General features: G+C 67.5%; 12 protein-coding genes. 5 read left to right on the forward strand and 7 right to left on the reverse strand.

The features are described from left to right. Positions 1-12 precede the first annotated feature (12 nt). The 3 genes from AC1DCJ_RS12425 to AC1DCJ_RS12435 all read left to right on the forward strand — a co-directional run bounded on the left by AC1DCJ_RS12425 (position 13) and on the right by AC1DCJ_RS12435 (position 3,358). Complete coding sequence (locus tag AC1DCJ_RS12425; protein WP_392732967.1) at positions 13-540, forward strand: C40 family peptidase; 528 nt, start codon at positions 13-15, stop codon at positions 538-540. A gap of 131 nt (positions 541-671) precedes the next feature. Further along, positions 672-1,448 (forward strand): C40 family peptidase, encoded by a 777-nt coding sequence (locus AC1DCJ_RS12430; RefSeq protein ID WP_038687151.1) that lies wholly within the window; start codon positions 672-674, stop codon positions 1,446-1,448. Between the two features lie 572 nt (positions 1,449-2,020). After that, positions 2,021-3,358, forward strand: coding sequence for a sigma-54 interaction domain-containing protein (locus AC1DCJ_RS12435; RefSeq protein WP_478071088.1), 1,338 nt, complete (start codon positions 2,021-2,023; stop codon positions 3,356-3,358). Between the two features lie 230 nt (positions 3,359-3,588). Here AC1DCJ_RS12435 and AC1DCJ_RS12440 read toward each other — a convergent pair whose 3' ends face one another. From AC1DCJ_RS12440 to AC1DCJ_RS12470, 7 genes are all read right to left on the reverse strand, one after another. Further along, entirely contained in the window at positions 3,589-4,893 is a 1,305-nt protein-coding gene (locus tag AC1DCJ_RS12440; protein WP_137191750.1) for a transporter family protein, read from the reverse strand. Between the two features lie 48 nt (positions 4,894-4,941). Next, a complete protein-coding gene (locus AC1DCJ_RS12445; RefSeq protein ID WP_137191751.1) occupies positions 4,942-5,700 on the reverse strand; it encodes a hypothetical protein in 759 nt (252 codons plus the stop codon). Positions 5,701-5,708: 8 nt separating this feature from the next. After that, positions 5,709-6,407: a C39 family peptidase gene (locus tag AC1DCJ_RS12450; protein ID WP_478071089.1), complete on the reverse strand. Its 699-nt coding sequence runs from the start codon at positions 6,405-6,407 to the stop codon at positions 5,709-5,711. 135 nt (positions 6,408-6,542) lie between these two features. Then, the gene (locus AC1DCJ_RS12455) at positions 6,543-7,952 is read right to left on the reverse strand and encodes an adhesin (RefSeq protein WP_392732997.1); all 1,410 of its coding nucleotides are present in this window, start codon (positions 7,950-7,952) and stop codon (positions 6,543-6,545) included. Between the two features lie 56 nt (positions 7,953-8,008). Continuing rightward, positions 8,009-8,647, reverse strand: coding sequence for a hypothetical protein (locus tag AC1DCJ_RS12460; RefSeq protein ID WP_313426774.1), 639 nt, complete (start codon positions 8,645-8,647; stop codon positions 8,009-8,011). Then, positions 8,644-9,174, reverse strand: a complete 531-nt coding sequence (locus AC1DCJ_RS12465) for a hypothetical protein (protein WP_478071090.1) — start codon at positions 9,172-9,174, stop codon at positions 8,644-8,646. Before AC1DCJ_RS12465 ends, AC1DCJ_RS12460 begins: the two co-directional genes overlap by 4 nt. Positions 9,175-10,121: 947 nt before the next feature. After that, positions 10,122-11,450, reverse strand: a complete 1,329-nt coding sequence (locus tag AC1DCJ_RS12470; RefSeq protein ID WP_137191756.1) for a dicarboxylate/amino acid:cation symporter — start codon at positions 11,448-11,450, stop codon at positions 10,122-10,124. 149 nt (positions 11,451-11,599) lie between these two features. Here AC1DCJ_RS12470 and AC1DCJ_RS12475 point away from each other — a divergent pair, with 149 nt between their 5' ends. Both AC1DCJ_RS12475 and AC1DCJ_RS12480 read left to right on the forward strand, forming a co-directional pair. Further along, entirely contained in the window at positions 11,600-13,309 is a 1,710-nt protein-coding gene (locus AC1DCJ_RS12475) for an alkaline phosphatase (RefSeq protein WP_478071091.1), read from the forward strand. Next, positions 13,309-13,869 (forward strand): WG repeat-containing protein, encoded by a 561-nt coding sequence (locus tag AC1DCJ_RS12480; protein ID WP_478071092.1) that lies wholly within the window; start codon positions 13,309-13,311, stop codon positions 13,867-13,869. The genes AC1DCJ_RS12475 and AC1DCJ_RS12480 overlap by 1 nt, the downstream gene beginning before the upstream one ends. Positions 13,870-13,911: the final 42 nt, after the last annotated feature.

Consider the following 13,911-nt stretch of genomic DNA (forward strand, 5'->3'; position numbering starts at 1 on the left):
TATCCGGACAACCTGCACATGACGCCAGTTCCGCGCACGACCCGACTGGCCCTGCTGGCCCTCACGGCCCTGTTGAGCGCCTGTGGTGGCGGCAAGACCACCCGTCCCGCCGCCCCGCCCGCCTCCACCCAGGTCTGGCCCAGCGTGGCGCCCAACGACCCGCAGGCGGCCAACGCGGTGCTGATGCGCGCCATCGGCCTGGTCGGCACGCCCTACCGGTACGGCGGCAACACGCCCGAGTCGGGCTTCGACTGCAGCGGCCTGGTGACCTACGTGTACCGCGAGATGCTCGACCTCAAGCTGCCCCGGACCTCGCGCGACCTGGCCGCCGTGCAGGGCCCGAAGATCGAGCCCAAGCGCCTGGCACCGGGTGACCTGGTGTTCTTTGGCAGCCGCGGCAACGTGTCACATGTGGGCATTTACGTCGGCGAAGGACGTTTCGTGCACGCCCCCAGCACCGGCGGCACGGTCCGGCTGGACTCCCTCGGGGGGGCCTACTGGAAGGACCACTACACCGGCGCAAAACGCGTTCTGCACTAAGCTGAACAGGGGTAAGGGTCAAATTTGTGATGCGCATCACGTGTTTGTAAACGAAAAATTAACGAAATTTGTACCTAATCACTGCGCTTACACGGCATCATCACCCATCGTTTTTATTAAGTGACCGCCGCGTGACGACAGCCGACCTGCCAAGCCAAGGCCAGACCGCCGCCCCCCAGCGCTGCACCCGCTCCGTTTTTCTCGCCCTCGCGCTCTGCCTGGCCAGCCTTCCGGCCTGGGCCCAGACCGCACCGGCCACTGCTGTCGATGCCGCTTCGGCCGGCGCCAGCACCCCCGAATCCCCCGCGGTGGCAAAGCCCAAGGCTGACGCCCCCGCCCGCAGCAAGGCCGACGCCGCTGCCAGTGCCACCCTCGCCGCCCTGCTTCCCCATCTGGCCGCGAACGACACCATTCCCCTGATGGACCGCTCGGCGATGTTCGCCGGCGACCTGAGCCGCCTGCTCGCCAACTACGACGCCAGCAGTGGTGCCAACGGCGCCGTGGTCGGCGGCGCGGCCGACAACGGCAAGGTGCAGTCGCTGCTGCGCCGCGCGATGACCCTGCTGGGCACGCCGTACCGCTGGGGCGGCACCTCGCCGGACAGCGGTTTCGACTGCAGCGGTCTGGTCGGCTACGTGTTCCGCACCGCCCTGGGCATCGAACTGCCGCGCGTGTCGCGCGAGATGGCCCATGACGGCGAAGCCGAGCTGATCAACGACCGCAACGCGCTGGCTGCCGGCGACCTGGTGTTCTTCGGCCGCAAGGGCCGGGTTGACCACGTGGGCATCTACGTCGGTGAAGGCCGCTTCCTGCACGCCCCCAGCACCGGCAAGGACGTCCGCGTGGACAGCCTGATGACCGGCTACTGGAGCGCCAAGTTCATGCAGGCCCGCCGCGTCGACCTCTGAGTTGCCGCCGCCCGCCTGTTGAAAAGAACCGCTGCCCTGCAGCGGTTTTTTTTGGGTCTTCTCCCATTTGAGGGGCAAGCAGAAACGTGCCTTGACGCTTCCCGACCCACCGACGGCGCCAGAAAAGCCAGGCTTCCGCTGCTTACCGCTAGCCGAGCCCCGTAGCAGCCGGTAGGCTCCTGGGCAAAATAAAGGAGGAGGCCGCCCCGCGGCCGGGGGACATTTGCGCCAGGGGCCTACCGGCTGCTACGGGGCCCTCACGCGCGCGACCGGCCCGATCGGAGACGCCAGCTGATCCAATCTACGCCTGCACAAGCGCCTCCCGCGTAGCGTCGTGCTCACTCTGCGGCGGCCCTTGCAACAGGACGCTTCCCTAGATGGGAGACACACCTTCGTTGGCCGCTGCCGCCCCCAACCCGCGTTGTCCTTCTTGTCGAACACGCAACAGCCAGTAAACCAAGTGCCTGCCCGCCTCGTCGGTCCAGGCCGCGGACCCGGACGTGGGGCGGCACGTCCAAGGCCACCGGACCAGCATCAGATTCCGCCCGTGACACTCGTCTACAAGGTGACGCATGGCGGCAGTCCCTGAATTTCCGGCCCGGTGTGTAATCTGGTTCGGGTCCCCACTCGCGGCAGAACGCACCGCCCTGGCGGCCGCAGGCTGGCAGGTCCGTGGCGTGGCCACCGACGACTGCGTGGCCATCGGCATGCGCGGCAGCGACCACGTGGTCGGCCTGCTCGACCTGCGCACCGCCTTGCCGGCCAACCTGGCCCGGCTACAGGCCCTGCTCGACGAACACCGGCACATGACCCTGCTGGCCATCCTGCCCGCCGGCGCACCGCCGCCCTCGCCCGCCCTGCAGGCACTGCTGGCCGTCTGCGTGGAAACCTTTGCCGCGCCCCTGGACCTGGCCCGCATCGTCCAGCGCCTCCAGCAACTGGCCGGCGACGCCAAGCAGCCGCCCACGCACGGACCGCAGCAGCTCATCGGCGACAGCGCCGTGCTGCAGATCGCGCGCAGCGCCATCCGCAAATTCGCCCCGGTCGACCTCCCGGTACTGATCACCGGCGAAACCGGCACCGGCAAGGAACTGGCCGCCCAGGCCCTGCACGCATTGTCGCCGCGCCATGCCCGGCCGTTTCTCGCCGTCAACTGTGGCGCCATCCCCGCCGCGCTGGTCCAGTCCGAACTGTTCGGCCACGAACGTGGCGCCTTCACCGGCGCCGCCAACCGCCGGCTGGGCCTGTTCGAGACGGCCAGCGGCGGCACCGTGTTCCTCGATGAAATCGGCGACCTGCCGCTGGATGCACAGACCAACCTGCTGCGCGTACTGCAGGAAGGCACCGTCGAACGCGTCGGCAGCAACAAGCCGCTGGCGGTGGATGTACGCGTGCTGGCCGCCACCCACGTCGATCTGGAACAGGCGGTGGAGCGCGGCCAGTTCCGCCGCGACCTGTTCTACCGCTTGAATGTCCTGCGCCTGCCGCTACCGCCATTGCGCGACCGCGGCAGCGACATCCTGCTGCTGGCCCAGCACTTCCTGGCCAGCTTCCGCGACCGCCACGTCACCCGCGCGCGCGGCTTCAGCGCCGATGCCAGGCGCGCCCTGGAACGCTTCCACTGGCCCGGCAATGTGCGCGAGCTGCTCAACCGCATCCAGCGCGCGGCGATCGTCACCGACGCCGAACTGATCAGTGCCGCCGACCTGGAGCTGGTCCCGGCCCAGCTGGAGATGCCGCAGCGGCTGCTGCATGACGCACGCAGATCGGCCGAACGCGACGCGCTGCTGCACGCGCTGCGCCAGAACGAATTCAACATCACCGCCTGCGCCCGCGACATGCAGGTCTCACGGGTAACGGTCTACCGACTCTGCCGCAAGCACCAGCTGGCCCTCCCCGAGTTGCGCTGAGCAGATCTACCGGCAGCTGTCGCGCGCCGAACGACACCGACCTTCGCAGCCGGCAGCAGAGCGCGCCGTTGCATCCCGCAAGCCGAGCCCCTTGGCGGCCGGCAGGTCCTTGGCAAAATAAAGGAGGAGGCCGACGCGCAGGCGTCGGCCGGGGGACATGTGCACAAGGGCCTGCCGGCCGCCGAGGGGCCCCGACGCTGACGGCACGCCCGAACGGAGCCGCCCCCCACTCACAGCATGTACGGCACTTTGAAGGCGAGGGTGAAATCGGGCGCGTCCGGGGTCAGGCCGATGCCCAGCAGGCTCACCAGCGTGGTGTTGCGGTTGAGCGCGTAGGTGATGCCCAGGTTCAACGTGCCGGCATTGGCATCGCTGCCGATCACCTTGAACCACTGCCCGTTGCGGTAGCGGGTGGAGGCCCGGCTGCTCAGCTTGTCGCTGAAGGAAATGCTCAGGCTGGTGCGCTCGTTGAACGCGAATGCCACGCCGGCACCGAAGTAATACGACCCGCCCAGCTTCACCTCGCCCGGGTTGACCGTATCCGGGTTGGCATCCAGGTCATCGAAGCTGCGCGGGAAGGAATGGATGTAGCCGATGTTGGCGAACAGGATCGCCGGGTCGGCGGTCTTCACTGCCGACAGGCCCACGTTGGCCTGCCACACCCCGTTGCCGGTGGGCTGCTGTTCGGGCACCGCGAAACGGATGAAGTCATCGTCGTCGCGCTCCAGCACCTTCCAGTCCAGGCCATAAGGCGCCCGCCCGGTAGGCGCCGTCGCACCTACCGTGAGCACCGTTTCCGGCCAGCGACCGTGCTCGGCGAACAACCGGTAGTTGGCGCTCAGCGCGACGTCGCCGAGGCCGTTGCCGGTGGTTTCTTCCTGGGCGATCGCCGCGGCCGAACCGCCGGCCCCGCCCTTCTGGAACACGGTCTTGCGCGCCAGGTAAGGCACGTCCAGGTTCAAGGTCAGGCGGGGGCTGACGCCCCAGCGCGCGGCCACGTTGTAGGTCATCGTGTCCGACTCGACGTTCTCGATGGCGATGTTGCCCAGGAAAATCGCATCCAGGGCCAGGAAGCCGTTGAGCGTCACCTGTTTGCGGTCATAGCGTGAGTAGGTGAGGCTGTTTTCGACGGTGAAGCGGCGACTGAACAACGCCGCCTGCTGCTGCTTCACGTCATCCACGCTGCGCCGCGAGGCCTGCTTGGCCTGCTGCGCCTCTTCGGCGCTGCTGGCGTAGCCGTCCGCGCTGACGGGGGCGGCCGGGGTCCCGGCGGGAAGTGGCGGCGGCGATGGGGCGGCACCGGCCACCGGCGCGGTCTTGCCCGTGAGCCGGGCCTGCATCGCCTGCACCTGCATGTCCAGTTCGCGCAACCGGCGCACTTCCTGCGCGTAGTTGGCCTTGAGGGTTTCCAGCTGCGCGATCAGCGCCTTGACGTCGGCCTCATCGGCCGGCGCGGCCTGCGCATGCGCGCCGGCCGCGGCCATCAGTGCCAGCGCCGCCAGCGCCAGCGGTGTTACGCGTGTCGAGGTGTGCATTGCCTTGGTCCACGTTGTGGTGTCACTCCCCCTGCCCGGCCACGGGAATTACTGGCCGGGACCCATGCCGACACCGCGCACCAGCGTCATCGCCTGGGCCACGTTCTGGCTGAGCGGGACATTGCTGGCGAGCGATTGCCGGACAAGATCGATCTGCATGCGGTTGCTCACGGTCTGGCCGTCGCTGCCCAGGGCGATGCTCTGCCCGACGCTGCCGCTGCGGATCCACTGCTGTACCGCGCCCACGCCTTCAATCTGCAGCTGCACCCGGGCGTTGTTGCCGTCCAGTTGCGCCACCGCGCTCACGCCGCCCTGCTGCACGCTGGCCAGGTGCTGGCCCTGCGCCGCCGGTGCGGGTGCATCGCCGTCGCGCACAGTGAGGTGGGTCGTGTTGCCGGCCACGTTGCCGTCACCGGCAACCTGGATGCTCTGGGTCAGCCCGGCCACGTTCTGCAGGCCGCTGGCATCGATGCTGCGCCCGGTGAACACCGGCAACGGCGCATCGGCGGCGGTGACCGTCACCGACGGGGTGAAGCTCACCTTCGGCGCACCGCCGGCACGGAAGTCCATGCCCACGGTGAGCGCGCTGGTAGCCGCCTGCCCGCCGCTGGTCCACTGGCTGATCATGGTCACCCCGAACCAGGCCACGCTGCTGCCGTTGACCGTGTAGCGGCCGCGCATCAGGTTCAGCTCGGGATCGGGAATTTCACTGAGGCCCTTGCCGGGCCGTCCTTCCTCGGCATGTGCCGGCAGGGCCCCCAGCAGGGCCATCAGCAGTACACCGTGCGTCCAGCGTGCGATGTTCATGGAGCCTCCTAGAACAAGTCGGCATGGGTGAAGCCGAAATCCACCAACTCCGCGTCGGTGATCGGCCCCTGCCGGGCATACAGCGAGCGCGCACTGGGCCGTTCGCCGGGCTGCAGCAGCACCGTGTTGCGATCGAAGTCAGTTCCGATCACGATGAACACGGCGCGCGACGGCCACGCCTGCAGAAATTCGCTGACGGGAATGCTGCGGTTGCCCAGGATCGGGTCGGCCACGTCCACCACATCGTTGCGGACCTGCTTGAGGACCACGAAATGGCGGAAGCCCCGCACATCCATCAACACCAGACCGGGCACGCGCAGTGAGCGCAGGCGCTCTTCGTTGACGCGGTAGCCGCGTCCGCGCATGCCCATCGATTCAACGTAACGTTTGATGTCCAGCAGCGAGAACCCCCGCTGGTGGACCAGTTGCGGGTCCGAGACCCCCATCATGCCTTCGATCACCGTTCCTTCGTCCGCCTCCAGGTGGTAGGCGTACCGCAGGATCGTGGCCAGGGCCGCCGCGCCGCAGCTGTAATCGGTGTGTTGCCGCACCACGTTGCGGAAGCGCCGTTCCTGCATGCTTTCCACACGCTGGGTCAGCACCGCACCGTTGGGCAGCACGCCGCTGAAACCGACATCGCCGGCGCGCGCGGCGCCGAACGGCAGCATCAGCACCAACAACGACCCGTACAGCGCGTGCTTGAACATTGGCGTGGCTCCGGATAAGGAAGGAGCCCCTGCCCCAAAGGGGGAGAATGGGACAGGGGCCCCCGGGGGCCCGGCCATTGGCGGATGGCCGGGTTTGTTGCGCTCAACGCGTACTGCTTGCGAAAACGGACAGACTTACTCGCCGGTGCCGCCACCGCCGCCGCCGGTCGCCGGCTGTGCAACGGCCAGGGCCAGGCTGTTGGCCTGCAGGTTGCCCGAGCCGGAGGCCACGTTCACACCGATGTTGCCGGTGGCACCGCGGAACGCATCACCGGACAGCGACGCGTTGTTTTCGGCATTGACGTTCACCCAACGGGTGGTACGCACGGTGCCGCTGAGGCTGGCATACAGATCCGCTGCGCCGACTTCGATGAAGCCCAGGCGGCCTTCTTCGTCGGTGTCGAAGGCGATGCCACCCACGCCATCGGCATAGGGGTTGGCGGTCGCGTTCTGGATCTCGCTGTCCATGTCGAGATGGCCGGTGGCGTTGCCACCCGGATGCGGCAGGTCACCGCTCCAGGAATCCAGGTAGTAGTTGTCCTTCTGGTACGCGTTGCCGCGGCCTTCATAGACACCCCCACCGATGGCCAACGTACCGCCGGCGACGCGACCGCGCATGGTCACTTCGGTGGTGTCGGACATGGCGCGCGTGTAGCCTTCGTTGCTCACGCTGTTGCCGGTGGAGACCTGGTTGGAGCTGATGCTCGACTGGGCCATGCGTGCGGTGGACACCGAGGCGGCGAGCGCGTTCTTCTGCTCGTTGTTGTTGCCCGCTGCGCTGTTCACGCCGATGTTGCCGCTGGCGTCGCGGAAGGCGTTTCCGCTGAGGCTGGAGTTGTTGACCACGCCTTCGTTCATCGTGGTGTTGCCCGCGCCATACTGGTTCACGAACACTTCCGCATCGGACATGCCGAAGGTGAAGGAGGCATCGGCCGCCGACAGCGACGCGGCGTTGTCCTGGGCGTTGTTGTCACCGGCGGCGACGTTGAAGCCGAGGTTGCCGGAGGCATCCTGGCCGACGTTTTCACTGATGGACGCGTTGTTGTCGAGCAGCGTGTTGGACGCTTCGTTGCTGGTGATCGACTGGCGGTTGTCGATGACGGCGATGGCCGCCGAGTTCACTTCCAGCTCGCCGGTGATTTCCGGATCACCCGAGAAGTTGATGTCCGAGCTCAGGCGCAGGTCCTTTTCCAGGTTTACATCGACGCCGTGGTTGTTCTTTTCCTTGCGCTCGTCAGCCTGGATGTTGCTGTTCTCGTTGACGGTGACGGTGCGGTTGCGGGTCACGTCGCTGTTGACGGTGCTGTTGCTGGTCGAATTGCTGTTGGTGGTGGTGTTGCGGGTCCGGTTCCAGGTACGCGAATCGGTAAGCGTATTGGTTTCGGTGTTGGTATCGGTGTTGGTGTTGGTGCGCGTTTCGACCACGTTGTGCAGGTGGTTGATGTTCGCATTCTGGTTCTGGTTGTCGCGATCGTTGCCCCAGCCGTTGGCGCCGGCGGAAGCAGACGCGGCGGCAATGGCCAGCGCAAGTACGGTCCGTTTCATGTTGGTGTTCATGGTGCCCTCTCTCTCATCACAGACAATCGGGTGGATGTGACTACTCACGGGGTGGACTGCACCGAGATGCTCAGTTGATTGGCGGTGGCGTTGCCGGATCCCGCGATCTGATTGAGTTGCAGGACGCCGTCGAAGCCCTGCAGCGCGGTGGCTTCCACCGCCACGCTGCGGGTTCCGGCCGGCCGGCCGCGAGTAACGGCCGCCTGCCCCCCTGCTGACACGAGCGCCCCCGATGAGGCCAGGGCCTCGTCGTTCGACTCGCGTATGCCCTGTTGCGCCAGCGTGGCGGTGACGACGTTGAGCGTCGCGTTGCCGGCCCCGCTGGCCTGGTTGATCATGGCGACGCCGCGGGCGCCGCTCAGTGCCTGTCCGCCGATGCTGGCGCTGGCCTCCATCGGGCCGTCGCCGAGCACCTGGTTGGCGCTGTGGTGCTGGCGGGCGTTGATGGCAATGTGTGCGTTGGTGCCGCTGGCGATGCCGAGCAGGTTGGCCTGCTGGTTGAGGTCGCCGGCGGTCATGTTGACGGTGATGGCACCGTCGGCACCGGACAGCGCGCGGCCGTCGATGCGGCTGGTGTTGAGGTAGGTGAGCATGGTGGCGTAGTCATCGGGCTGCTGCGCGTGGAGCGGCAGGGGCGAGGCGATGACGGTGGCCAGCAGGAGGGTGCGGTGCAGGCGGTTCATTTGCCGGGCCCGCCCGCAGGTTGGCCAAGCGGGAACTGGGCGAGCGCGCCGCGCACCTGGTCGCCGATGCCGCGGGTGGCGCCGGTGACGGCGCCCATGGGGCCGCCGATGGCGCTGCTGAGCTGGCCGCCGGAGAGGACGCCGCTGTCGGTGACTTTGCCCAGGGTGGAGGTGACGTTGGCGCCGGTGACGCGTTCGATGGCGGTGGGGGCGTGGGTGGCGCCGGCACCGGTGTTGGAGCCCAAGGATGCGTAGTCGTCGTCGCTGAGTTCGTCCATGCCGGTGGAGGTGCCCAGGGCCTGGTTCACTTCGCGCTTGGGCGAGGGGTCGGCGATGAGGGCCATGCCGGGGGGCGCGGGCCGGTAGGCCGGCCGGGCGGAGACGTCGCGCAGGAGGACGATTTCACCGGGCTGCGCTTTGACGCCCTGGCGTGCGCCGGAGGCCTGGGCGGCCATCGGCAGGGCCAGCGCGGTGGCGAGCAGCCAGAGTGCGGTGGTGGTGGTGCGGTGTGCAACAACGCTGTCCATGGCGCCCTCCTCGAAACATGCGGAGGGGTAACGCAGCAATCGTGCCAACTCCGCACGCGAGCAAACACGGGCCTTCGCCGCCGCTACGGTGTAACAGCGCAACAGCGTTGTTACAGATTCGTTGGAGATAACATCTGCTGAACAAGCGCATCACACGACCGACAAGCCCGCCACTGCTGGATTCTTCGTGGGTGTATCACGTGTGTTACACCGGCTGATACACCGTTTACAGCGCGTAGTCAGGTTGGTCGCACGCGTTTTGTTTTACCGCAGTGCGCGTGCTGTCTCTGCAGTTGCGTGGTTGCAAGCGGTGCCGCGAAAAGCGTCGTTTACCCTGTGCCCCAACCTGGGATGGGCTGGGTGGGTTCACGGGACACGCCGCAAGTCCCGCTCCGTGGCCCGGCCCAGCCGCTGGCGGCTGTGCGTTCGGACGCATGCGAGGCAATGCCTCGCAAGCAATGCGTCCTCACCATGTAGGCTCCGTCGGCGCATCCCTGCGCCTCAGGGTCCCGTGAACCCACCCACCCCATCCCTCGACAGTTGGCTGGTGGCCTGGGCAGAGCAACAGGCAACAGCACGGCAATCCTCTGACTCCATTCCATATCAGATTTCGAGCTTCAGCTAACAGGCGAGCGGCAGTGCATGCATCTGCCTGTGCACTGCGGCTCTTGCTCTCGCCTGGACACCGACCCAGTGTGAGGGGGCGGCGTGGGTGGGTAGCCGGGACCCTGAGCGCCATGGATGGCGCGACGGAGCCTACAAGGACGTACTTGCGGCGTGTCCCGGATACCCACCCATGCCGCCCCACCCCAGCAGCACTCGGACACCGGCTTTGAGCAGTTGAAGTTGAAGTTGAAGTTGAAGTTGCTTTCAGCTTCCAAAAAAAAACAGGCCCGCTTTCGCGGGCCCATCCTCATCCTCATCCTCATCATCATCGAACGCGACACTCAGGACGCGCGTTTCTCCAGCTCGTCCACGCCCAGATTGGTGGAGGGGTTGTCGTACACCGCCTTGTCCAGCAACCCGGTCTCCTTGGCCACCAGCACCGGCACCAGCATCTGCCCCGTTACATTGGTCATCGTGCGCATCATGTCCAGGATCCGGTCGATCGCATACAGATACCCGATCGTCTCCAACGGCAGGTTCGCAGCGCTCAACACCACCGTCGCCATCACCACCGCCGTGCCCGGCACGCCCGCCGTACCGAAACTGCCCAGCACCGACGCGATCAACACCACGATGTACTGCTCCGGCGTCAACGGTACCCCCGTGTACTGCGCGATGAACACCGCGCACAACGCCGGGTAGATCGCACCACAGCCGTCCATCTTGATGCTCGCACCCAACGGCACCGCGAACGACGCGTAATCCTTGTTCACGCCCAGATTGTGCGTGATCGACCGCATCGCCGCCGGCATCGCCGCAAAGCTCGACGAACTCACGAACGCCACCTGCATCCCCGGCGCCGCGCCGCGGAAGAACTTCAGCGGATTCAACCCATGCGACAGCAGCAGCCCGCCGTACACCACCACGATATGGAACGCGCAGGCCACGTACAGCGCCAGCACGAAGTTGCCCAGCGGCAGCAGCTTCTCGAACCCATAACTGCCCACCAGCCCGGCGATCAACCCGAAGGTTCCCAGCGGCGTCATCTCCAGCACGAAGCGCGTCACCTGGATCATGATGTCGCTCATCTGCCCGGTCAGCTTGCGCGCCTCGGCCACCTTGTCGCCCAGCTTCACCATCGCAAAGCCCAGCAGCCCCGCGAAGAAGATCACCGGCAGGATCGACCCGCGCCCCGCCGCCAGCACCGTCTCACCGGCCGCGTTCACCCGCGTGCCAATGCCCGTCAGCGCGTAGAACACATTCGACGGCACCACATCCATCAGCACCTTCACCACGCTGGGCACTTCGCGCGGCGTGTAGCCGTGGTCCATGCTCAGGCTCAGGTTGCCCGTGCCCGGCTGCAGGATCGTGCCCACCGCCAGCCCCACGCAGACCGCCAGCGCCGCGGTGATGATGAACCACAGGAACGTGCGCCCGCCCAACGCCGCCACCGACTTCTGCCCGTGCAGCGAAGAGATCGCGTTGATCACCGCGAAGAACACCAGCGGCACCGCGATCATCTTGATCAGCGTCACGTACAGGTCGCCCAACGGGCCGAACCAGACCTCAGCCGCCGGACCCAGCAACCACCCGGCCAGCGCACCCAGCACGAAGCCGCCCAGCACGCGTTGCCAGAACGGAATCCGCAACCACGCAGAAACCAGCGTCATGAGCTTTCCAGAGAGAATTCGACAGCTAGGCACCTTAGCCCAACCGCGCCCGCGGAACGAGGCGCACACGGAAAATCAGCGTGTCATCGGCGTGCCTTGCGCCGTTCTGCATAATGAACGCCCGATTCACCTGTGAGATATGCCCGTCCATGTCCCGTTCCACGTCCCTGGTGGCGGCCATCGCCACCACCCTGCTGCTCGGCGCCTGCGCCACCGGTACCCCCGCCGCCACGGCCCCCGGCGCAGTTGCCGTCGATGTTCCAGCCGTCGCCCACCCGGCCGGTGAAACCCCCCAGTGGTGGTACCGCAGCGGGGCCGCCCGTGCCGCCGGCAGCGGCGCCATGGACGGCAAGGCCAAGAACGTCATCCTGTTCCTGGGTGACGGCATGAGCCTCACCACGGTCGCCGCCGCGCGCATTTTCGAAGGCCAGCGCAACGGCAATCCGGGTGAAGAGAACCTGCTGTCCTGGGAGCGCTTCCCGGCCACCGCATTCAGCAAGACCTACAACACCGACTCGCAGACCCCCGATTCGGCCGGCACCATGACCGCCATCACCACCGGCGTGAAGACCCACATGGGCGCCATCGGCGTCAGCGCAGGCACTCGCAACGACTGCGCCGACAGCCTCAACAAGGGCCTGCTGACCTGGCTGCAGCTGGCCGACAGCGCGCACATGGCCACCGGCATCGTGTCCACCGCGCGCCTGACCCACGCCACCCCGGCGGCCACCTACGCGCACTCGCCCGAGCGCAACTGGGAAAACGACACCGACGTGCCCGACGCCGCCAAGGCCGCCGGCTGCACCGACATCGCCCAGCAGCTGCTGTCCACCGCGCGCTATGGCCGTGGCCCGCTGGTTGCCCTCGGCGGCGGCCGCGGTGAATTCACCACCGTGGAAGAGCGCGATCCCGAGTATGACGACAAGGTCGGCCAGCGCCTGGACGGCCGCAGCCTGGTCACCGAATGGCAGCAGGCCCACCCGCAGGGCGCCTATGTCTGGAACGCCAAGCAGCTGCAGGCCGCGCGCAATGCCCCGGCGCTGCTGGGCCTGTTCGAGCCGGACCACATGCGCTACGAGATCGAGCGCAAGGACGACCCGTCCGGCGAACCCAGCCTGGCCGAGCTCACCAAGGCCGCCATCAGCACCCTGTCCGGGCACAAGGAAGGCTACGTGCTGATGGTCGAGGGCGCGCGCATCGACCATGCCAACCACAGCGGCAACGCGTACCGCGCCCTCAGCGATACCGTGGCCCTGTCCGATGCCGTGCGCGCGGCCGTCGAGGCGACCTCCGACCAGGACACCCTGATCATCGTCACCGCCGACCATTCGCACACCCTGAACTTCGTCGGCTACCCGGCCCGCGGCAACCCGATCCTGGGCAAGGTCAAGGACAAGGGCGGCGAAGACGGCGTGGGCGGCCTGGACGTGGCCCGCGACGGCCTCGGCCTGCCCTACACCACGCTCAGCTACGCCAACGGCCCCGGTTACACCGGCGCCACCAACCAGCAGCCGGCCGGCCCGAAGGTGTATCCGCACAACCCGAGCAGCTTCGACCCGGCCGCCGGTCGCCCGGACCTGAGCCACGTGGACACCGAGCACCCCGATTACATGCAGGAAGCGCTGGTGCCGACCAAGAGTGAAACCCATGGTGGCGAAGACGTCGGCATCTGGGCACGCGGCCCGGGCAGCAAGGCCATCCGCGGCACCATGGAGCAGAACACGATCTACCACATGATCGTGCAGGCCACCCCGCGCCTGCGCCAGCGCCTGTGCGAGGCCGGCACCTGCGACGCCCAGGGCGTGCCGGTGGACCTGCCCACGCCGAAGGCGTTCGAGCGCAAGGCCGACGCCAACTGATGCCGGCACGCACGCCGGCCGCACGCCGCAGGGGCCGCCACGCGCGGCCGCTGTTGCTGGCGGCCGGGCTGGCCTGGGCGGGCACCGCGCTGGCCCAGGCACCGGCCTGCCAGGTGCTCACCGACGAACACGGCCTGTGGGCGTTGCCCGGCTGCGAGGTGGTCGATGGCTCGCCACGCATCGCCGCCAGCGTCCTGCCCGATCTCCCCTACGATGCCGATGGGCTGGCGGCGGTGTATGCCGCCGGCAGCTTCCACTACGTGACCCGTACCGGCCGCAGCCAGGCCGTGCTGACCTGGGACAGCGGGCCGGACTATGTTGAAGAGGGCCTGCTGCGCGGCCGTATCGGCCCACGCGTGGGCTACTTCACCGCCGCGCTGGAGCAGGCGTTCCCGGCCACCTTCGATTTCGCCTGGCCCTTCGCCGACGGCATCGCCCAGGTCTGCAATGGCTGCCGCCCCGGCACACCCGACGGCGAAGGCCACACGCCGGTGGAAGGCGGCCACTGGTTCCATATCAATCGCCAGGGCATCCGCGTGCCCGAACCGCCCACTCCCTGACCGCTGTGCGTGGCGAGCCTGGCCCGCAGCGTCGATACTGCC

Source organism: Stenotrophomonas sp. 10N36 (assembly GCF_056395005.1).

Excerpts from the sequence above, each read along its gene's own strand:
- AC1DCJ_RS12460 (WP_313426774.1), bottom strand. The coding sequence starts at position 8,647 with ATGAACCGCCTGCACCGCACCCTCCTGCTGGCCACCGTCATCGCCTCG.
- AC1DCJ_RS12445 (WP_137191751.1), bottom strand. The coding sequence starts at position 5,700 with ATGAACATCGCACGCTGGACGCACGGTGTACTGCTGATGGCCCTGCTG.
- AC1DCJ_RS12435 (WP_478071088.1), top strand. The coding sequence starts at position 2,021 with ATGGCGGCAGTCCCTGAATTTCCGGCCCGGTGTGTAATCTGGTTCGGG.
- AC1DCJ_RS12455 (WP_392732997.1), bottom strand. The coding sequence starts at position 7,952 with ATGAAACGGACCGTACTTGCGCTGGCCATTGCCGCCGCGTCTGCTTCC.
- AC1DCJ_RS12475 (WP_478071091.1), top strand. The coding sequence starts at position 11,600 with ATGTCCCGTTCCACGTCCCTGGTGGCGGCCATCGCCACCACCCTGCTG.
- AC1DCJ_RS12480 (WP_478071092.1), top strand. The coding sequence starts at position 13,309 with ATGCCGGCACGCACGCCGGCCGCACGCCGCAGGGGCCGCCACGCGCGG.
- AC1DCJ_RS12465 (WP_478071090.1), bottom strand. The coding sequence starts at position 9,174 with ATGGACAGCGTTGTTGCACACCGCACCACCACCACCGCACTCTGGCTG.
- AC1DCJ_RS12450 (WP_478071089.1), bottom strand. The coding sequence starts at position 6,407 with ATGTTCAAGCACGCGCTGTACGGGTCGTTGTTGGTGCTGATGCTGCCG.
- AC1DCJ_RS12440 (WP_137191750.1), bottom strand. The coding sequence starts at position 4,893 with ATGCACACCTCGACACGCGTAACACCGCTGGCGCTGGCGGCGCTGGCA.
- AC1DCJ_RS12470 (WP_137191756.1), bottom strand. The coding sequence starts at position 11,450 with ATGACGCTGGTTTCTGCGTGGTTGCGGATTCCGTTCTGGCAACGCGTG.